Here is an 18,695-nt window from a genome sequence, read left to right on the forward strand (position 1 = left end):
AGATGAGAAGAGGACGCCGACTCGCGATCGACGTCGGTGACGCCCGGATCGGGGTCGCCTCGTGCGACCCCGACGGGATCCTCGCCACCCCGGTGGAGACGGTTCCGGGACGGGACGTTCCGGCGGCCCAGCGTCGGCTGAAGCAGCTCGTCGAGGAGTACGAGCCGATCGAGGTCGTCGTCGGCCTGCCTCGCTCCCTCAAGGGGGGCGAGGGTCCGGCCGCCGTAAAGGTTCGCGGCTTCACGCAGGAGCTGGCCCGTTCGATCGCACCCGTACCGGTGCGGCTCGTGGACGAGCGGATGACGACGGTGACGGCGGGTCAGGGACTGCGCGCCTCCGGCGTGAAGTCCAAGAAGGGACGGTCCGTGATCGACCAGGCAGCGGCCGTCATCATCCTCCAGCAGGCCCTCGAATCCGAACGGGTGTCAGGTAAAGCACCCGGCGAGGGCGTCGAAGTGGTCATCTGATCGCGATACGGTAACGTTCCGCGCGATGCGATGGTGTTCGAACAGCCACCGCACAGCAAAGAGGCGGAACGGAAGCCGGGGCACCGGAGCCCGCGACCGCCGCCTCGCGGCTCTAGGGGATCGATGACTGAGTATGGCCGGGGCCAAGGCTCCGCACCGTGGCATCCGGAGGACCCGTTGTACGGGGACGGCGGATGGGGAGGACAGCAGGCCCATGCCGGCCAGTCCCCTCACGGCGGCCGGCCGCAGCAGCACCCGGAGCAGGCACAGCAGCACTACGGCGGCTGGAACGGTTCGCAGGGCGACCCGTACGGCCAGGGACAGCAGGGATACCAGCAGTACCCCGGCCACGGCGGGCAGCAGTACCCGGACCAGTACCAGCAGCAGCACGGGCAGCAGTACCCGCAGCACGGGCCGGACGGACAGCAGTACCAGCAGGAGCCGCAGCAGAACGCGGGGCCCTATCCCGGCCAGCACCAGCAGGGTTACGGCGACGAGAACTGGGGCGGCGGTCAGGGCCAGGACCAGGGTCAGGTCCCCTACGCCGCCGACCCCGGGGACCCGTACGGCACCCAGAGCGGTGCCTACGGTGAGCAGCCCGACCACTACCAGACGCCGGACGCCTATCCGCCGCCCGAGCCGCCGCACCGCAGGAAGGCCGAGCCGGAGCCGGAGACCGACTGGGACCCGGGCCCGGATCAGGGCGAACACGCGTTCTTCGCGGGAGACGACGCCGACGACGACGATGACGACGAGAGCCGTGGCCGTGGCGACCGCCGGGGGCGCGGCGGCAAGGGCAAGAAGCGCCGCAACGGCTGCGCCTGCCTGGTCGTCGTCCTGGTCTTCGGCGGCGGTATCGGCGGAGTCGGCTACTTCGGGTGGCAGTTCTACCAAAATCGTTTCGGCACGGCGCCCGACTATGCCGGCGAGGGCAGCGGCGAGCAGGTCACGGTCACCATCCCCAAGGGGTCCGGCGGTTACGCCATCGGCCAGGTGCTCAAGCAGGCCGGTGTCGTCAAGAGCGTCGACGCGTTCGTCGCGGCGCAGGAGCAGAACCCGAACGGCAAGACCCTCCAGGCGGGCACGTACACGCTGAAGAAGCACATGTCCGCGGCGGCGGCCGTGCAGTTGATGCTCAGCCCGGCGAGCAAGAACAACCTGATCATCGCCGAGGGCTGGCGCAACACGAAGATCTACGCGGCGATCGACGACCGTCTGCAGCTCAAGGCGGGCACCACCCAGGCTCTCGCCTTGAAGGAGTGGAAGAGCTTCGGCCTGCCCGACTGGGCCGACACCAACAGCAGCATCCAGGACCCGCTGGAAGGGTTCCTCTACCCGTCCAGCTATCCGGTCGCCAAGGGCATGAAGCCCGAGGACGTCCTCAAACAGATGGTCGACATGGCCAAGGAGAAGTACGCCGAGTACGGCCTCCAGGCCAAGGCGAAGAGCCTCAACCTGGACAACCCGCTCCAGGTCCTGACGGTCGCGAGCCTCGTCCAGGCCGAGGGCAAGTCCAAACGCGACTTCGAGAAGGTCGCCACGGTCGTCTACAACCGGCTCAAGCCGAACAACACGGAGACCGCCGGCCGGCTCGACTTCGACTCGACGGTGAACTACCTGCGCGGCCAGTCCAAGCTCGCCACCGGTTCCGTCGACGACCTCCGGAAGATCGACAACCCGTACAACACCTACCGGGTCCACGGCCTGCCCCCCGGCCCGATCGACAACCCCGGCGAAGTGGCGATCAAGGCCGCGCTCCACCCGGCCAAGGGCAACTGGTACTACTTCGTCTCGATCAGCGACAACGAGACGCTGTTCGCCGAGACCAACGCGGAGCAGAACCGCAACCGCGAGAAGTACCTCGAAGAGCAGAAGAAGGGACAATGACGAGCACCGCCGGCAAGCGCCGGGCCGCCGTCCTCGGCTCCCCGATCGCCCACTCCCTCTCCCCGGTGCTGCACCGCGCCGCGTACGACGAGCTGGGACTGACGAACTGGTCCTACGACCGGTTCGAGATCGACGAGGCCGCGCTGCCGGGGTTCTTCGCGGACCTCGGACCCGAATGGGCCGGCCTCTCGCTGACCATGCCGCTCAAGCGGGCCGTCATCCCCCTGCTCGACGCGATCAGCGACACCGCGGCCGGCGTCGAGGCGGTGAACACGGTGGTGTTCACTGAGGACGGGCGGCGCATCGGTGACAACACCGACATCCCCGGGATGGTCGCCGCGCTGCGCGAACGAGGCGTCGAGCAGGTCGACTCCGCCGCGATCCTCGGCGCGGGCGCGACCGCCTCCTCCGCGCTGGCCGCCCTCGCGCGCGTCTGCACCGGCGAGGTCGTCGCCTATGTCCGCAGCGAGGCACGGGCCGCCGAGATGCGGCAGTGGGGCGAGCGGATCGGCATCGACGTCCGGACGGCCGACTGGTCGGAGGCCGCGCGGGCGCTGCACGCCCCGCTGGTCGTCGCCACCACCCCGGCCGGGACCACGGACGTGCTCGCCGCCGCCGTACCGGAGCGCCCCGCGACCCTCTTCGACGTGCTCTACGACCCCTGGCCCACCGCTCTCGCGGCACGCTGGTCCGCGCACGGCGGCGCCGTCGTCAGCGGCCTCGACCTGCTGGTGCACCAGGCGGTGCTCCAGGTCGAACAGATGACGGGCCGCTCCCCGGTCCCGGTGGACGCCATGCGCAAGGCGGGGGAGCACGCCCTGGCGGCTCGTTAGGCGACAGCTCTCGGAACGGCCCGCTCCGGACCGCTTCCGAGCGAGGGAACCCCGTGTGCAGGCGTCCGTCTGATGGACCTGGGACCGGTTCACACCGCCGGACGTGGGAGGATCGGTGGTGGCGGGCCGGGGCCGCGCACCCGGTCGCGCTGTCGCCGTACGCGAGGACGCGCGTACGCAGGGCAGTACCAGGCGCGAGCACTGAGGAGCACCGTTGAGCAGGTTGCGCTGGCTGACCGCGGGGGAGTCCCACGGTCCCGCACTTGTCGCGACGCTGGAGGGCCTTCCCGCCGGCGTGCCGATCACCACGGAGATGGTGGCGGATCACCTGGCGCGGCGGCGGCTCGGCTATGGCCGCGGTGCGCGGATGAAGTTCGAGCGTGACGAGGTCACCTTCCTGGGTGGCGTCCGGCACGGTCTCACCCTGGGCTCCCCGGTGGCGATCATGGTCGGGAACACCGAGTGGCCCAAGTGGGAACAGGTCATGGCGGCCGACCCGGTGGACCCCGAGGTGCTCGCGGGACTGGCCCGCAACGCGCCGCTGACCCGGCCGCGGCCCGGCCACGCCGACCTCGCCGGTATGCAGAAGTACGGCTTCGACGAGGCGCGGCCGATCCTGGAGCGCGCGTCGGCCCGTGAGACCGCGGCGCGTGTGGCGCTCGGCGCGGTGGCCCGGTCGTACCTGAAGGAGACCGCGGGCATCGAGATCGTCTCGCACGTCGTCGAACTGGCGTCGACGAAGGCCCCGTACGGCGTCTACCCGACCCCGGCCGACGTGGAGAAGCTGGACGCCGACCCGGTGCGCTGCCTGGACGCGGACACGTCGAAGGCGATGGTCGCGGAGATCGACCAGGCTCACAAGGACGGCGACACCCTCGGCGGCGTGGCCGAGGTCCTCGCCTACGGCGTGCCCGTCGGCCTCGGCTCGCACGTCCACTGGGACCGCCGGCTCGACGCGCGGCTCGCCGCCGCGCTGATGGGCATCCAGGCGATCAAGGGCGTCGAGGTCGGCGACGGTTTCGAGCTGGCCCGGGTGCCGGGCTCCAAGGCCCATGACGAGATCGTGACGACGGCCGACGGCATCAAGCGGGCGACCGGCCGCTCCGGCGGCACCGAGGGCGGGCTGTCCACCGGCGAGCTGCTGCGCGTCCGCGCGGCGATGAAGCCCATCGCGACCGTGCCCCGCGCGCTGCGGACCGTCGACGTCTCCACGGGCGAGCCGACGCAGGCGCATCACCAGCGCTCCGACGTGTGCGCGGTCCCGGCGGCCGGCATCGTCGCCGAGGCGATGGTCGCGCTCGTCCTGGCGGACGCGGTGGCGGAGAAGTTCGGCGGCGACAGCGTGCCGGAGACCCGCCGCAACGTGCGTTCCTACCTCGACGCCCTGGAGATCCGGTGAGCGCGGCACCCGCGGTCGTCCTCGTCGGCCCGATGGGGGTGGGAAAGTCCACCGTCGGGCAGCTGCTGGCCGAGCGGCTGGGCGTCGGCTACCGCGACACCGACGACGACATCGTGGCCGAGCAGGGCCGCAGCATCGCGGAGATCTTCGTGGACGAGGGCGAGTCCTTCTTCCGCACGCTCGAGAAGCAGGCCGTGCGACGGGCGGTCGCCGAGCACCACGGTGTGCTGGCCCTGGGCGGCGGCGCGATCCTGGACGAGGACACCCGCGCCCTGCTCGCCGGACAGCGGGTGGTCTACCTCTCGATGGACGTCGAGGAGGCGGTGCGGCGCACCGGCCTCAACACGGCCCGCCCCCTGCTCGCCGTCAACCCGCGCCGACAGTGGCGTGAGCTGATGGAGGCACGCCGCCATCTGTACGAAGAGGTCGCCACGGCCGTCGTTTCCACCGACGCCCGGAGCCCCGAAGAGGTGACCCGAGCCGTTCTGGACGCAGTGGAGTTGAAGGAAGCATGAGCGAGGCAGTGACGCGGATCCGGATCGGCGGTACCGCGGGCACCGACCCCTACGAGGTCCTGGTGGGCCGTCAACTCCTGGGTGAGCTGGCCGGTTTGATCGGTGACCGGGTCAAGCGGGTCGCCGTGATCCACCCGGAGGCGCTGACCGAGACGGGCGAGGCGCTGCGCGCCGACCTCGCGGGGCAGGGCTTCGAGGCGATCGCCATCCAGGTCCCGAACGCCGAGGAGGCCAAGACCGCCGAGGTCGCCGCCTACTGCTGGAAGGCGCTCGGCCAGTCCGGCTTCACCCGCACCGACGTCATCGTCGGCGTGGGCGGCGGCGCGACCACCGACCTGGCCGGGTTCGTGGCCGCGACCTGGCTGCGCGGAGTGCGCTGGATCGCCGTTCCGACCACCGTGCTGGCCATGGTGGACGCGGCGGTCGGCGGCAAGACCGGTATCAACACCGCCGAGGGCAAGAACCTGGTGGGCGCCTTCCACCCGCCCGCGGGTGTGCTGTGCGACCTCGCCGCCCTGGACTCCCTGCCGGTCCACGACTACGTGTCCGGTCTCGCCGAGGTGATCAAGGCCGGTTTCATCGCCGACCCGGTGATCCTGGACCTGATCGAGGAGGACCCGGCCGCCGCCCGTACCCCGGCCGGCCCGCGCACCGCCGAGCTGATCGAGCGCTCCATCAGGGTCAAGGCCGAGGTGGTCTCGGCGGACCTGAAGGAGTCCGGCCTGCGGGAGATCCTCAACTACGGGCACACGCTCGGCCACGCGATCGAGAAGAACGAGCGCTACCAGTGGCGCCACGGCGCCGCCGTCGCCGTCGGTATGCACTTCGCCGCCGAACTCGGGCGGCTGGCGGGCCGCTTGGACGACGCCACGGCCGATCGCCACCGTACGGTCCTCGAGGCCGTCGGGCTGCCGCTGCACTACCGCTACGACCAGTGGCCCAGGCTGCTGGAGACCATGAAGGTCGACAAGAAGTCCCGCGGCGATCTGCTCCGCTTCATCGTGCTGGACGGTCTGGCCAGGCCGACCGTGCTGGAGGGCCCGGACCCGGCGGTGCTCCTGGCCGCGTACGGCGAAGTCGGCCAGTAGCCCGCGCTCCGGGGCCCGATCGGCGGGCGACTCGTTCCGCCGGGCGCCGGTTGCCCCGATTCGCCTGCGACAACGGGCACTTCGGGCCGCCCCCGGCCGTTCACACAACAACGGCCGGGGACGGTACGGTTCGGTGGGGAGCGAGCCCGAGACAAAGAGACGGAGTGGCACCGGATGCAGCACGCAGTGGGAGCTCCGCTGCCGCCGCCCCACCAGCCGGGGCAGGAACCGGTGACCGCCTGGTCACCGGCCGCGCACCAGCCGGGACAGCCGGGTGCCCATCCGGGTCCCGCACCGCACGTCCCGCCCGCGCCGGGCTTCGCGGGTCCCGCGGTGCCGCCCGGTCCTCCGCACACCCGTGTGCCCCCGCACCAGGCTCCCGTCCAGCCCGCGCCGGACACCACGGCCCAGGTCGGTCGTCCGCCCGGCGCCCCCGACGGCATGCCGGGCACGCCCCCGGCCGTGCCCGCGCCGGACCCCTCGTGCGCCACGCTCGCGGTGCTGCTCATCGGCCCGGCGGGCGCGGGCAAGACCAGCGTCGCGAAGTACTGGGCCGACCACCGCCGGGTCCCCACGGCCCACATCAGCCTCGACGACGTACGCGAATGGGTGCGCTCCGGCTTCGCCGACCCCCAGTCGGGGTGGAACGACCACTCGGAGGCGCAGTATCGTCTCGCCCGCCGCACCTGCGGCTTCGCGGCCCGCAACTTCCTGGCCAACGGCATCTCGTGCATCCTCGACGACGCCGTCTTCCCGGACCGCCCGGTCGTCGGCCTCGGTGGCTGGAAGCGGCATGTGGGTCCCGGTCTGCTCCCGGTCGTCCTGCTGCCCGGCCTGGAGATAGTCCTGGAGCGCAACGCGGAGCGCACGGGCAACCGCCGCCTCACCGACGAGGAGGTCGCCCGGATCCACGGCCGCATGGCCGGCTGGTACGGCTCCGGACTGCCGATCATCGACAACTCACAGCTCGACGTGGCCGGCACGGCCCGGGCGCTGGACGAGGTCCTGGCCCGCTCGATCGCCAGCCCGCCGCAGTGGTGACCGGTCCGTGCGGCCATCCGGGTGACCACGCGCTCCCGCTGCGGCCGTGACGCCGTAAGAGGCGCAGGTGGTGAGCCGAGGGGCCCGCTCCCGGTCCCTTTCCACGGGCCGCTCGGGGCTCTGCGGCAAGGGGCGTCCGGCCCGCCGCCGTAGGCCTTCGGGCCGCCTCCGGAGCCTGCCCGGCCGCCCGTCCGGCCCCGTTGGAACGGCGACATCCGGCCACCGCTCGTAGGCTCGGGTCATGCCAGAGGTGTACGCGGCCCGCCGGGACCGGCTGAGGGATCGCTGCAGCGCGGGTGGCAGTGCGGCGGCGCTGGTCACCCGCCCCGCCAATGTCCGCTATCTCGCGGGCGCCGCGCCCCAGGGCGCCGTCCTGCTGGTCGGCACGGGGGAGGACGTGCTGCTGTGCGCCGGGCCGCCGGACGACGAGCTGATCGACGGACGGCCGGACGAGTCGCTACGGGTCCAGGTGCTGCCGCCGGCCGGTGGCGACCCCGCCGTGGCCGGTGCCGATCTGGCCGCCGCGCAGAGCGCCGAGTCCCTGGCGGTCGAGGAGCACCACCTCACGGTGGCCCGGCACCGGGCCCTGAACTCGGTCGCCCCCCGGCTGCGGCTCCTCGACCTCGGTGGCGCGGTCGAGCAGCTGCGGCTGGTCAAGGACGAGGAGGAGATCTCCCTGCTGCGCATCGGGGCGGAGATCGTCGACCAGGCGCTGAGCGAGCTGCTGGAGTCGATCCTCGTCGGCCGCACCGAGCGCCATCTCGCCCTCGAACTGGAGCGCCGTCTGATCGACCATGGCGCCGACGGGCCCGCCTTCAGCACCTCCGTCGGCACCGGCCCGAACTCCGGCCGTCCAGGTCACCGCCCCACCGACCGGCGGGTGGAGGAGGGCGACTTCCTCTCCGTCTGCCTCGGGGCCACCTACCGCGGCTACCGCTGCGAGATCGGCCGCACCTTCGTGATCGGCACCTCGCCCGCGGACTGGCAGATCGAGTTGTATGATCTTGTCTTCGCCGCCCAGCGGGCCGGTCGGCAGGCCCTGGCACCAGGGGTCGCGTACCGGGACGTGGACCGCGCAGCGCGTCAGATACTGGACTCCGCGGGGTACGGCAGCGGCCTCGGGCCGGGCACCGGGCACGGTGTGGGACTCGAAATCGACGAGGACCCGCAGTTGACCCCGGCCGCCATGGGTAAACTGGACGCTTGCGTGCCGGTCACCGTCGAACCCGGGGTTCACCTCCCGGGCCGGGGCGGGGTCCGGATCGATGACACGCTCGTCGTACGCCCCGAGGCGGACGGCGGACCCGAGCTACTCACCATCACGACCAAGGAGCTGCTCGCGTTGTGACGCGTGCCCCGTGGTCGTACGTCAGTCCAGGAGATTCCGCAACCGTGGCTTCCACGAACGACCTCAAGAACGGCCTGGTGCTCAAGCTCGAAGGCGGCCAGCTCTGGTCCGTCGTCGAGTTCCAGCACGTCAAGCCCGGCAAGGGCCCGGCCTTCGTGCGCACCAAGCTCAAGAACGTGCTCTCCGGCAAGGTCGTCGACAAGACGTTCAACGCCGGTGTCAAGGTCGAGACGGCCACCGTCGACAAGCGCGACATGCAGTTCTCGTACAAGGACGGCGAGTACTTCGTCTTCATGGACATGGAGACGTACGACCAGCTGCACATCGACCCGAAGGCCGTCGGCGACGCCGCGAACTTCCTCATCGAGGGCTTCACAGCCGTCGTCGCGCAGCACGAGGGCGAGGTGCTCTTCGTCGAGCTGCCCGCCGCTGTCGAGCTGACCATCGCCGAGACGGAGCCGGGCGTCCAGGGCGACCGCTCCACCGGTGGCACCAAGCCTGCCACCCTGGAGACCGGCCACCAGATCCAGGTCCCGCTCTTCATCACCACCGGTGAGAAGATCAAGGTTGACACCCGCACGAGCGACTACCTCGGCCGGGTGAACAGCTAACCGTGGCTGCTCGTAACACGGCCCGTAAGCGCGCCTTCCAGATCCTCTTCGAGGGCGACCAGCGCGGGGCCGACGTCCTGACGGTCCTCGCGGACTGGATCCGGCTCTCGCGGACCGACACCCGGCAGCCGCCGGTGAGCGAGTACACGATGCAGCTGGTCGAGGGTTACGCGGGGCACGCGAAGCGCATCGACGAGCTGATCGCGCAGTACGCGGTCGGCTGGACCCTCGACCGGATGCCGGTCGTCGACCGCAACATCCTGCGCCTCGGTGCCTACGAGCTGATCTGGGTCGACGAGACGCCGGACCCCGTGGTGCTCGACGAGATGGTGCAGCTCGCCAAGGAGTTCTCCACGGACGAGTCGCCCGCGTTCGTCAACGGGCTGCTCGGCCGGCTGAAGGACCTGAAGCCCTCGCTGCGCCGCGAGTAGCTCCGCGGACGCACCGCGCCGCTCGCCGCGGCGCTGGGGTGTCCGCGGGCCGCGGTCCCGCGCGCCCTTTCGGGCGCGGCCGCACCCCGGGAGCGAGGACGCCGTACATACGCCGGAGGGCCCGCAGCACGCATGCTGCGGGCCCTCCGGCGTATCGGTCCCAGGGCGGCCGTCACAGGCCCCGAGAACGCCGCCGGGGTGGCCGGACCGTACTGGCCCGGCCACCCCCCGGCGGCACGTTTCTGCTGAGACGGGAGGGAGGGTCAGCTCTCCTCGTGGGACGCCACGGCACGGCGCGCGTCCGCGTCCAGGACGCCCCAGCTGATCAGCTGCTCGGTCAGCACCGAGGGCGACTGGTCGTAGATCACCGCGAGGGTGCGCAGGTCGTCCTGGCGGATCGACAGGACCTTGCCGTTGTAGTCACCGCGCTGGGACTGGATCGTCGCCGCATACCGCTGCAGCGGGCCCGCCTTCTCGGCCGGCACGCCGGCCAGGCGCTCCAGGTCCAGAACGAGCTTCGGCGGCGGCTCGGCGGCGCCGCCCGGAGTGGTGCCGGGCAGCAGTTCCTGAACCGGAACCCCGTAGAAATCCGCCAGCTCGGCGAGGCGCTGCACGGTGACGGCGCGGTCTCCGCGCTCGTACGACCCGACCACGACCGCCTTCCAGCGTCCCTGGGACTTCTCCTCCACACCGTGGAGGGAAAGGCCCTGCTGGGTGCGGATGGCCCGGAGCTTGGCCCCGAGCTGTTTGGCGTATTCGCTGGACATATAGCTCCCCGGACGAAGGCTGGTGACTCACTGTGAGGTTACGCAGCGTGACTCTCCCCCGTCAAGCCGAATGGTCCGCAGCGACCCGTCCGTGAGCGGCGACGTGCGGTGACGCCGAACGGGTGACACGGGGGCGCCAGGGGGGTGATCGACCGCCCCAGGCGGGCTGGTAGTCTGTATGGCGCAATTCCGACGTCCTTTAAGGTCCGTCCCGTGAGGCGGAGAAGGGGGTCCGTTTCGTATGGACACACAGCATTCCGATGCCCGACCCGTTCTCGAAGGTCCTGACATCGCGCGGGTGCTCACCCGCATCGCCCACGAGATCGTCGAGCGCGCCAAGGGCGCCGACGACGTGGTGCTCCTCGGCATCCCGACCCGGGGCGTCTTCCTCGCCCGTCGGCTCGCCGTGAAGCTCGAGCAGATCACCGGCCGTACGATCCCGGTCGGCTCCCTCGACATCACCATGTACCGCGACGATCTGCGGCTGCAGCCCCCGCGTGCCCTGGCCCGTACGGAGATCCCCGGAGACGGGCTCGACGGCCGGCTCGTCGTGCTCGTCGACGACGTGCTCTTCTCCGGCCGCACCATTCGCGCCGCCCTCGACGCCCTGAACGACATCGGGCGCCCGCGCGCGGTCCAGCTCGCGGTCCTCGTCGACCGCGGCCACCGTGAACTTCCGATCCGTGCCGACTACGTCGGCAAGAACCTCCCCACGTCGCTGCGGGAGACGGTCAAGGTCCAGCTCACCGAGGAGGACGGTCGTGACACCGTGCTGCTCGGAGTGAAGCAGACCGTGGCGGGCGCACAGCAGTAGCACTCCGACGTACACCCCTGCCGTACGTCCCGCGAGTGCGTCCCCGCGCGCCCGCGCCTGCCCGAATCCTCCCGAATGATGAACTGCCTTACGGAGCCTGACAGATGCAGCGCCATCTCATCTCGGCCGCCGACCTCACCCGTGACGACGCCGTCCTGATCCTCGACACCGCCGAGGAGATGGCCCGGGTCGCGGACCGGCCGATCAAAAAGCTGCCGACCCTGCGCGGCCGCACCGTCGTCAACCTCTTCTTCGAGGACTCCACCCGCACCCGGATCTCCTTCGAGGCCGCCGAGAAGCGGCTGTCCGCGGACGTGATCAACTTCTCCGCCAAGGGATCCAGCGTGTCCAAGGGCGAGTCCCTCAAGGACACCGCCCAGACCCTGGAGGCGATGGGCGTCGACGCCGTCGTCATCCGGCACGGCGCCTCCGGAGCCCCCTACCGCCTGGCCAACTCCGGGTGGATCGACGCCGCCGTGATCAACGCCGGGGACGGCACCCACCAACACCCCACCCAGGCACTGCTCGACGCGTTCACCATGCGCCGCCGCCTGGTGGGCCGGGACGCGGGACTGGGCCACGACCTGGCCGGGAAGCGCATCACCATCGTCGGAGACGTGCTGCACAGCCGGGTCGCCCGCTCCAACGTCGATCTGCTGCACACCCTGGGCGCCGAGGTCACCCTGGTCGCCCCGCCCACTCTGCTGCCCGTCGGCGTCGGCTCCTGGCCCTGCGAGATCTCCTACGACCTCGACACCGCGCTGCCCAAGTCGGACGCGGTGATGATGCTGCGCGTCCAGCGCGAGCGCATGAACGCCGCCTTCTTCCCGACCGAGCGCGAGTACGCCCGGCGCTACGGCCTGGACGGCGACCGGATGGCGAGGATGCCGGAACACGCCATCGTCATGCACCCCGGCCCGATGGTCCGCGGCATGGAGATCACCGCCGAGGTCGCCGACTCCGGGCGCTGCACCGCCGTCGAGCAGGTGGCCAACGGTGTCTCGATCCGGATGGCCGTTCTGTACCTGCTGCTCGGCGGGGCTGTATTCGATTCCCGGAACGCCTCCGCCCAGCCCGACACCCGTACCGAGGAGAAGTAAGACAGATGAGCAAGATCCTGATCCGTGGTGCGAGGGTGCTCGGTGGTGAGCCGCAGGACGTCCTGATCGACGGCGAGACCATCGAGGCGGTCGGCACGGGGCTGTCCGCCGAGGGCGCCCAGGTCGTCGAGGCCGAGGGCAAGGTGCTGCTGCCGGGCCTCGTCGATCTGCACACCCACCTCCGCGAACCCGGCCGCGAGGACTCCGAGACGGTCCTGACCGGGACCCGGGCCGCCGCCGGCGGCGGTTACACGGCCGTGTTCGCCATGGCCAACACCTTCCCGGTCGCCGACACCGCCGGCGTCGTCGAGCAGGTGTGGCGCCTCGGCCGGGAGCACGGCTACTGCGACGTCCACCCCATCGGTGCCGTCACCGTCGGCCTGGAGGGCAAGAAACTCGCCGAGCTGGGCGCCATGCACGAGTCGGCGGCCGGCGTCACCGTCTTCTCCGACGACGGCAAGTGCGTCGACGACGCGGTGATCATGCGCCGGGCGCTGGAGTACGTGAAGGCCTTCGGCGGGGTGGTCGCCCAGCACGCGCAGGAGCCGCGGCTCACCGAGGGCGCGCAGATGAACGAGGGCGTCGTCTCCGCGGAACTGGGGCTCGGCGGCTGGCCCGCGGTCGCCGAGGAGTCGATCATCGCCCGGGACGTGCTGCTCGCCGACCACGTCGGCTCGCGCGTGCACATCTGCCATCTGTCGACCGCCGGGTCCGTCGAGATCGTGCGCTGGGCGAAGTCCCGCGGCATCGACGTCACCGCCGAGGTCACCCCGCACCATCTGCTCCTCACCGACGAGCTGGTACGCACCTACAACCCGGTCTACAAGGTCAACCCGCCGCTGCGCACCGAGCGCGACGTCATGGCGCTGCGTGAGGCACTCGCCGACGGCACGATCGACATCGTCGCCACCGACCACGCCCCCCATCCGCACGAGGACAAGGACTGCGAGTGGGCCGCCGCCGCCATGGGCATGGTGGGCCTGGAGACGGCGCTGTCCGTGGTGCAGGAGACGATGGTCGACACCGGGCTGCTCGACTGGGCGGGGGTCGCCGACCGCATGTCCTTCAAGCCCGCGACGATCGGCCGGGCCGCCGGCCACGGCCGCCCCGTCTCGGCAGGTGAGCCCGCCAATCTCGCCCTCGTCGACACCGCCTACCGTGGGCAGGTGGACCCCGCGGGCTTCGCCTCGCGCAGCCGCAACACTCCGTACGAGGGCCGTGAGCTGCCGGGCCGTGTCACCCACACCTGGCTCCGGGGCAAGGCCACCCTCGTTGACGGGAAGCTCGCGTGACTTCTGAAATCCTGCTCGCCGCCGCGAAGAAATCGGCGGAAGTGACCGACTGGGCCGCTCGGATCGGCTGGCTCGTGGGGCTCGCCCTGTTCGTCGCGCTCGTCTACTGGCTGATGCGCGAGGGCTGGAAGTGGCGCGGCACCCTCCAGAGCGACCTGCCGGAGCTGCCCGCCCGCCCGTCGCCCACCACCCTCAACGGGGGCGGCAAACCGCCCCGGCCCGGAATGCCCGAGGAGCCCGGTCCGGCGAGACTGAGCATGAGCGGCCGCTACCACGGCTCCACGACCGCCGGACAGTGGCTGGACCGCATCGTGGCCCACGGCCTGGGTACCCGCAGCCGGGTCGAGCTCACGCTGACGGACGCCGGACTCGACGTCGTACGCCCCGGCGCGACCGACTTCTTCGTCCCCGCCGAGCAGCTGCGCGGGGCCCGGCTCGACAAGGGCATCGCGGGCAAGGTGCTCACCGAGGGCGGACTGCTGGTCGTGACCTGGGAGCACGGCGGCAAGCTGCTCGACTCCGGGTTCCGCTCCGACCGCGCGGCCGAGCACAACGACTGGGTCGACACCCTGAACCACATGATCGACAAGATGGAAGGCGCACGATGACCACCTCCACCGAGGGAGCCACCAGGACTCCCGCCGTACTCGTCCTGGAGGACGGCCGGATCTTCCGCGGCCGTGCCTACGGGGCCGTGGGGGTGACCTTCGGCGAGGCCGTGTTCTCCACCGGCATGACCGGCTACCAGGAGACCCTCACCGACCCGTCGTACCACCGCCAGGTCGTCGTGATGACCGCCCCCCACGTCGGCAACACCGGGGTCAACGACGAGGACCCCGAGTCCCAGCGGATCTGGGTCGCGGGCTACGTCGTGCGCGACCCCGCGCGCGTGCCCTCCAACTGGCGCGCCAAGCGCGCGCTGGACGAGGAGCTGCGCCACCAGGGCGTCGTCGGCATCTGCGGTATCGACACCCGCGCGCTCACCCGCCATCTGCGCGAGCGCGGCGCCATGCGCGTCGGGATCTTCTCCGGCCACGCGCTGCCCGACGAGGGCACCATGCTCGCCGAGGTCCGCCAGGCCCCCGAGATGGTGGGCGCGGACCTGGCCGCCGAGGTCGCCACCAAGGAGGCCTACGTCGTCCCCGCCATCGGCGAGAGGCGGTTCACCGTCGCCGCGATCGACCTGGGCATCAAGGGCATGACCCCGCACCGCATGGCCGAGCGCGGCATCGAGGTGCATGTGCTGCCCGCGACGGCGACCGCCGAGGACGTGTTCGCGGTGAACCCGGACGGCGTGTTCTTCTCCAACGGCCCCGGCGACCCCGCGACCGCCGACCACCCCGTCGCCGTCATGCAGGCCGTCCTGGAGCGGCGGACGCCCCTGTTCGGCATCTGCTTCGGCAACCAGATCCTCGGCCGTGCGCTCGGCTTCGGCACCTACAAGCTGAAGTACGGCCACCGCGGCATCAACCAGCCGGTGCAGGACCGTACGACCGGCAAGGTCGAGGTCACCGCGCACAACCACGGCTTCGCCGTCGACGCACCCCTCGACCAGGTGTCCGACACCCCCTACGGCCGCGCCGAGGTCTCCCACGTCTGCCTCAACGACGACGTGGTGGAGGGCCTCCAGCTGCTCGACCAGCCGGCCTTCAGCGTCCAGTACCACCCCGAAGCCGCCGCGGGACCGCACGACGCCGCCTACCTGTTCGACCGCTTCGTATCCCTGATGGAGGGCCAGCGTGCCTAAGCGCACCGATATCCAGTCCGTCCTGGTCATCGGCTCCGGCCCGATCGTCATCGGCCAGGCCGCCGAGTTCGACTACTCCGGCACCCAGGCGTGCCGGGTGCTGAAGTCCGAGGGCCTGCGGGTCGTCCTGGTCAACTCGAACCCGGCGACGATCATGACCGACCCGGAGATCGCGGACGCCACGTACGTCGAGCCGATCACCCCGGACTTCGTCGAGAAGATCATCGCCAAGGAGCGCCCCGACGCCCTGCTGCCCACCCTGGGCGGTCAGACGGCCCTCAACGCCGCCATCGCGCTGCACGAGAACGGTGTCCTGGACAAGTACGGCGTCGAGCTGATCGGCGCCAACGTCGAGGCCATCCACAAGGGCGAGGACCGCGACCAGTTCAAGGAGGTCGTCGAGGCGGTCCGGCGGAAGATCGGGCACGGTGAGTCCGCCCGCTCGGTGATCTGCCACTCCATGGACGAGGTGCTGGCCGGCGTCGAGCAGCTCGGCGGCTACCCGGTCGTCGTCCGCCCCTCCTTCACCATGGGCGGCGCCGGGTCCGGCTTCGCGCACGACGAGGACGAGCTGCGTCGCATCGCGGGCCAGGGCCTCACCCTCTCGCCGACCACCGAGGTGCTCCTGGAGGAGTCCATCCTCGGCTGGAAGGAGTACGAGCTGGAGCTGATGCGCGACAAGAACGACAACGTCGTGGTCGTCTGCTCCATCGAGAACTTCGACCCGATGGGTGTGCACACCGGCGACTCGATCACCGTCGCCCCGGCGATGACCCTGACCGACCGCGAGTACCAGATCCTGCGCGACATCGGCATCGCCGTCATCCGCGAGGTCGGCGTGGACACGGGCGGCTGCAACATCCAGTTCGCGGTGGACCCCGAGGACGGTCGTGTGATCGTCATCGAGATGAACCCGCGCGTGTCGCGCTCGTCCGCCCTCGCCTCCAAGGCCACCGGCTTCCCGATCGCCAAGATCGCCGCCAGGCTCGCCGTGGGCTACACCCTCGACGAGATCCCCAACGACATCACCCAGGAGACCCCGGCCTCCTTCGAGCCGACCCTCGACTACGTGGTCGTCAAGGCGCCGCGGTTCGCCTTCGAGAAGTTCCCGTCGGCCGACTCCACGCTGACCACGACCATGAAGTCGGTCGGCGAGGCGATGGCGATCGGCCGCAACTTCACCGAGGCGTTCCAGAAAGCGCTGCGCTCCCTGGAGAAGAAGGGCAGCCAGTTCGCCTTCACGGGCGAGACCGGCGACAAGGCGGCGCTGCTGCGCGAGGCCGCCCGTCCCACGGACGGCCGGATCAACACGGTCATGGAGGCGATCCGCGCGGGCGCCACCCAGGAGGAGGTCTTCGAGTCCACCAGGATCGACCCCTGGTTCGTCGACCAGCTCTTCCTCATCAAGGAGCTCGCGGACGAGCTGGCCGCCGCCGAGCGGCTGGACGCCGAGCTGCTGGCCGAGGCCAAGCGACATGGCTTCTCCGACCAGCAGATCGCCGAGATCCGGGGCCTGCGCGAGGACGTGGTGCGCGAGGTACGGCACGCGCTGGGCGTGCGCCCGGTCTACAAGACGGTGGACACCTGCGCCGCCGAGTTCGCCGCGAAGACGCCGTACTTCTACTCCTCCTACGACGAGGAGAGCGAGGTCGCGCCGCGCGAGAAGCCCGCGGTCATCATCCTGGGCTCCGGTCCCAACCGGATCGGCCAGGGCATCGAGTTCGACTACTCCTGCGTCCACGCCTCCTTCGCGCTCAGAGACGCCGGGTACGAGACCGTGATGGTCAACTGCAACCCCGAGACGGTCTCCACGGACTACGACACCTCCGACCGCCTGTACTTCGAGCCGCTGACGCTCGAGGACGTGCTGGAGATCGTCCACGCCGAGCAGCAGGCCGGCCCGGTCGCGGGCGTCGTGGTCCAGCTCGGCGGCCAGACCCCGCTGGGCCTGGCCCAGGCACTGAAGGACAACGGCGTGCCGATCGTGGGCACCTCGCCCGAGGCGATCCACGCCGCCGAGGACCGCGGCGCGTTCGGTCGCGTGCTCGCCGAGGCCGGGCTGCCGGCCCCCAAGCACGGCACGGCCACCACGTTCGGGGAGGCCAAGGCGATCGCGGACGAGATCGGCTACCCGGTCCTCGTCAGGCCGTCGTACGTCCTCGGCGGACGCGGCATGGAGATCGTCTACGACGAGACCCGGCTGGCGTCGTACATCGCCGAGTCGACCGAGATCAGCCCGTCCCGGCCGGTGCTCGTCGACCGCTTCCTCGACGACGCGATCGAGATCGACGTGGACGCCCTCTACGACGGCCAGGAGCTGTACCTCGGCGGTGTGATGGAGCACATCGAGGAGGCCGGCATCCACTCCGGCGACTCGGCGTGCGCGCTGCCGCCGATCACGCTGGGCGGCTTCGACATCAAGCGGCTGCGCGCCTCCACGGAGGCCATCGCCCGCGGCGTCGGGGTGCGCGGACTGATCAACATCCAGTTCGCGATGGCGGGTGACATCCTCTATGTCCTCGAGGCCAACCCGCGCGCCTCCCGCACCGTCCCCTTCACCTCGAAGGCGACCGCGGTGCCGCTGGCCAAGGCCGCCGCCCGGATCTCGCTGGGCGCGACCGTCGCGCAGCTGCGCGAGGAGGGTCTGCTGCCGAAGAACGGCGACGGCGGCGAGCTGCCGCTGGACGCGCCGATCTCGGTCAAGGAGGCCGTGCTGCCGTGGTCGCGGTTCCGCGACATCCACGGCCGGGGCGTGGACACGGTCCTCGGCCCGGAGATGCGCTCCACCGGCGAGGTCATGGGCATCGACTCCGTCTTCGGCACGGCGTACGCCAAGTCGCAGGCGGGCGCCTACGGCCCGCTGCCGACGAAGGGCCGCGCCTTCATCTCGGTGGCCAACCGGGACAAGCGGTCGATGATCTTCCCGGCGCGGGAGCTGGTGGCCCACGGCTTCGAGCTGCTCGCCACCTCCGGCACGGCCGAGGTGCTCAAGCGCAACGGCATCAACGTCACCGTCGTGCGCAAGCAGTCCGAGGGCACCGGCCCGAACGGTGAGAAGACCATCGTCCAGCTCATCCACGACGGCGAGGTCGACCTCATCGTCAACACCCCCTACGGCACCGGTGGCCGCCTCGACGGCTACGAGATCCGTACGGCCGCGGTGGCCCGCTCCGTGCCCTGTCTGACGACGGTCCAGGCGCTCGCCGCCGCCGTCCAGGGCATCGACGCCCTCAACCGCGGCGACGTGAGCGTCCGCTCGCTCCAGGAACACGCGGAACACCTGACCGCGGCCCGCGACTAGCAGCCCTTGAGGGGGACATCGGAAACGGTGTCCCCCTCTTCGTGAGGACACAGG

17 protein-coding genes are annotated in these 18,695 nt (G+C 71.0%); 16 read left to right on the plus strand and 1 reads right to left on the minus strand.

All coding sequences use genetic code 11. The features are described 5' to 3' along the window. The first annotated feature begins 2 nt into the window (after positions 1–2). The 10 genes from ruvX (at position 3) to nusB (ending at position 9,620) form a co-directional block, all read left to right on the plus strand. Complete coding sequence (gene ruvX, locus ACFY2Z_RS22705) at positions 3–467, plus strand: Holliday junction resolvase RuvX (protein WP_388971656.1); 465 nt, start codon at positions 3–5, stop codon at positions 465–467. A 123-nt stretch (positions 468–590) separates the two neighbouring features. Then, positions 591–2,354 (plus strand): endolytic transglycosylase MltG, encoded by a 1,764-nt coding sequence (mltG, locus tag ACFY2Z_RS22710; protein ID WP_390745915.1) that lies wholly within the window; start codon positions 591–593, stop codon positions 2,352–2,354. Beyond that, positions 2,351–3,187 carry a shikimate dehydrogenase gene (locus tag ACFY2Z_RS22715; RefSeq protein ID WP_390745916.1) on the plus strand — a complete coding sequence of 279 codons (837 nt, stop codon included), beginning with the start codon at positions 2,351–2,353 and terminating at the stop codon, positions 3,185–3,187. Before mltG ends, ACFY2Z_RS22715 begins: the two co-directional genes overlap by 4 nt. A gap of 214 nt (positions 3,188–3,401) precedes the next feature. Continuing rightward, on the plus strand, positions 3,402–4,586 hold the full coding sequence (gene aroC / locus ACFY2Z_RS22720; RefSeq protein ID WP_390745917.1) for a chorismate synthase: 1,185 nt from the start codon (positions 3,402–3,404) through the stop codon (positions 4,584–4,586). A gap of 32 nt (positions 4,587–4,618) precedes the next feature. Then, complete coding sequence (locus ACFY2Z_RS22725) at positions 4,619–5,101, plus strand: shikimate kinase (protein WP_390746012.1); 483 nt, start codon at positions 4,619–4,621, stop codon at positions 5,099–5,101. After that, positions 5,098–6,189: a 3-dehydroquinate synthase gene (gene aroB, locus ACFY2Z_RS22730; RefSeq protein ID WP_311696026.1), complete on the plus strand. Its 1,092-nt coding sequence runs from the start codon at positions 5,098–5,100 to the stop codon at positions 6,187–6,189. Before ACFY2Z_RS22725 ends, aroB begins: the two co-directional genes overlap by 4 nt. 174 nt (positions 6,190–6,363) lie before the next feature. Next, the gene (locus tag ACFY2Z_RS22735; protein WP_390745918.1) at positions 6,364–7,230 is read left to right on the plus strand and encodes a Pro-rich N-terminal domain-containing protein; all 867 of its coding nucleotides are present in this window, start codon (positions 6,364–6,366) and stop codon (positions 7,228–7,230) included. Positions 7,231–7,471: 241 nt separating this feature from the next. Beyond that, entirely contained in the window at positions 7,472–8,578 is a 1,107-nt protein-coding gene (locus tag ACFY2Z_RS22740) for an aminopeptidase P family protein (RefSeq protein WP_390745919.1), read from the plus strand. A 44-nt stretch (positions 8,579–8,622) separates the two neighbouring features. Then, complete coding sequence (gene efp, locus ACFY2Z_RS22745) at positions 8,623–9,189, plus strand: elongation factor P (protein ID WP_311696020.1); 567 nt, start codon at positions 8,623–8,625, stop codon at positions 9,187–9,189. Between the two features lie 2 nt (positions 9,190–9,191). Next, on the plus strand, positions 9,192–9,620 hold the full coding sequence (gene nusB / locus ACFY2Z_RS22750) for a transcription antitermination factor NusB (RefSeq protein ID WP_390745920.1): 429 nt from the start codon (positions 9,192–9,194) through the stop codon (positions 9,618–9,620). A 263-nt stretch (positions 9,621–9,883) separates the two neighbouring features. Here nusB and bldD read toward each other — a convergent pair whose 3' ends face one another. Continuing rightward, positions 9,884–10,387, minus strand: coding sequence for a transcriptional regulator BldD (gene bldD, locus ACFY2Z_RS22755; protein WP_311696017.1), 504 nt, complete (start codon positions 10,385–10,387; stop codon positions 9,884–9,886). 241 nt (positions 10,388–10,628) lie between these two features. On the opposite strand from bldD, the gene pyrR reads away from it, so the two are divergent. The 6 genes from pyrR to carB all read left to right on the plus strand — a co-directional run bounded on the left by pyrR (position 10,629) and on the right by carB (position 18,641). Then, positions 10,629–11,201 (plus strand): bifunctional pyr operon transcriptional regulator/uracil phosphoribosyltransferase PyrR, encoded by a 573-nt coding sequence (pyrR, locus tag ACFY2Z_RS22760; RefSeq protein WP_311696015.1) that lies wholly within the window; start codon positions 10,629–10,631, stop codon positions 11,199–11,201. A gap of 104 nt (positions 11,202–11,305) precedes the next feature. Further along, entirely contained in the window at positions 11,306–12,301 is a 996-nt protein-coding gene (locus ACFY2Z_RS22765) for an aspartate carbamoyltransferase catalytic subunit (protein ID WP_355913665.1), read from the plus strand. A 5-nt stretch (positions 12,302–12,306) separates the two neighbouring features. Beyond that, positions 12,307–13,593 carry a dihydroorotase gene (locus tag ACFY2Z_RS22770; RefSeq protein ID WP_390745921.1) on the plus strand — a complete coding sequence of 429 codons (1,287 nt, stop codon included), beginning with the start codon at positions 12,307–12,309 and terminating at the stop codon, positions 13,591–13,593. Continuing rightward, positions 13,590–14,201: a hypothetical protein gene (locus tag ACFY2Z_RS22775; RefSeq protein ID WP_390745922.1), complete on the plus strand. Its 612-nt coding sequence runs from the start codon at positions 13,590–13,592 to the stop codon at positions 14,199–14,201. Before ACFY2Z_RS22770 ends, ACFY2Z_RS22775 begins: the two co-directional genes overlap by 4 nt. Further along, positions 14,198–15,340: a glutamine-hydrolyzing carbamoyl-phosphate synthase small subunit gene (carA, locus tag ACFY2Z_RS22780; RefSeq protein WP_390745923.1), complete on the plus strand. Its 1,143-nt coding sequence runs from the start codon at positions 14,198–14,200 to the stop codon at positions 15,338–15,340. Before ACFY2Z_RS22775 ends, carA begins: the two co-directional genes overlap by 4 nt. Beyond that, on the plus strand, positions 15,333–18,641 hold the full coding sequence (gene carB / locus ACFY2Z_RS22785) for a carbamoyl-phosphate synthase large subunit (RefSeq protein ID WP_390745924.1): 3,309 nt from the start codon (positions 15,333–15,335) through the stop codon (positions 18,639–18,641). The genes carA and carB overlap by 8 nt, the downstream gene beginning before the upstream one ends. The last annotated feature ends 54 nt before the right edge of the window (positions 18,642–18,695 follow it).

Source organism: Streptomyces sp. NPDC001222 (assembly GCF_042896945.1).
Lineage (GTDB): Bacteria > Actinomycetota > Actinomycetes > Streptomycetales > Streptomycetaceae > Streptomyces > Streptomyces gibsoniae.

Bases quoted from the DNA above. Each gene is read 5' to 3' on its own strand.
- ruvX (WP_388971656.1), top strand. From the start codon at position 3: ATGAGAAGAGGACGCCGACTCGCGATCGACGTCGGTGACGCCCGGATC.
- mltG (WP_390745915.1), top strand. From the start codon at position 591: ATGACTGAGTATGGCCGGGGCCAAGGCTCCGCACCGTGGCATCCGGAG.
- ACFY2Z_RS22715 (WP_390745916.1), top strand. From the start codon at position 2,351: ATGACGAGCACCGCCGGCAAGCGCCGGGCCGCCGTCCTCGGCTCCCCG.
- ACFY2Z_RS22725 (WP_390746012.1), top strand. From the start codon at position 4,619: ATGGGGGTGGGAAAGTCCACCGTCGGGCAGCTGCTGGCCGAGCGGCTG.
- aroB (WP_311696026.1), top strand. From the start codon at position 5,098: ATGAGCGAGGCAGTGACGCGGATCCGGATCGGCGGTACCGCGGGCACC.
- ACFY2Z_RS22735 (WP_390745918.1), top strand. From the start codon at position 6,364: ATGCAGCACGCAGTGGGAGCTCCGCTGCCGCCGCCCCACCAGCCGGGG.
- ACFY2Z_RS22740 (WP_390745919.1), top strand. From the start codon at position 7,472: ATGCCAGAGGTGTACGCGGCCCGCCGGGACCGGCTGAGGGATCGCTGC.
- bldD (WP_311696017.1), bottom strand. From the start codon at position 10,387: ATGTCCAGCGAATACGCCAAACAGCTCGGGGCCAAGCTCCGGGCCATC.
- pyrR (WP_311696015.1), top strand. From the start codon at position 10,629: ATGGACACACAGCATTCCGATGCCCGACCCGTTCTCGAAGGTCCTGAC.
- ACFY2Z_RS22765 (WP_355913665.1), top strand. From the start codon at position 11,306: ATGCAGCGCCATCTCATCTCGGCCGCCGACCTCACCCGTGACGACGCC.
- ACFY2Z_RS22770 (WP_390745921.1), top strand. From the start codon at position 12,307: ATGAGCAAGATCCTGATCCGTGGTGCGAGGGTGCTCGGTGGTGAGCCG.
- carA (WP_390745923.1), top strand. From the start codon at position 14,198: ATGACCACCTCCACCGAGGGAGCCACCAGGACTCCCGCCGTACTCGTC.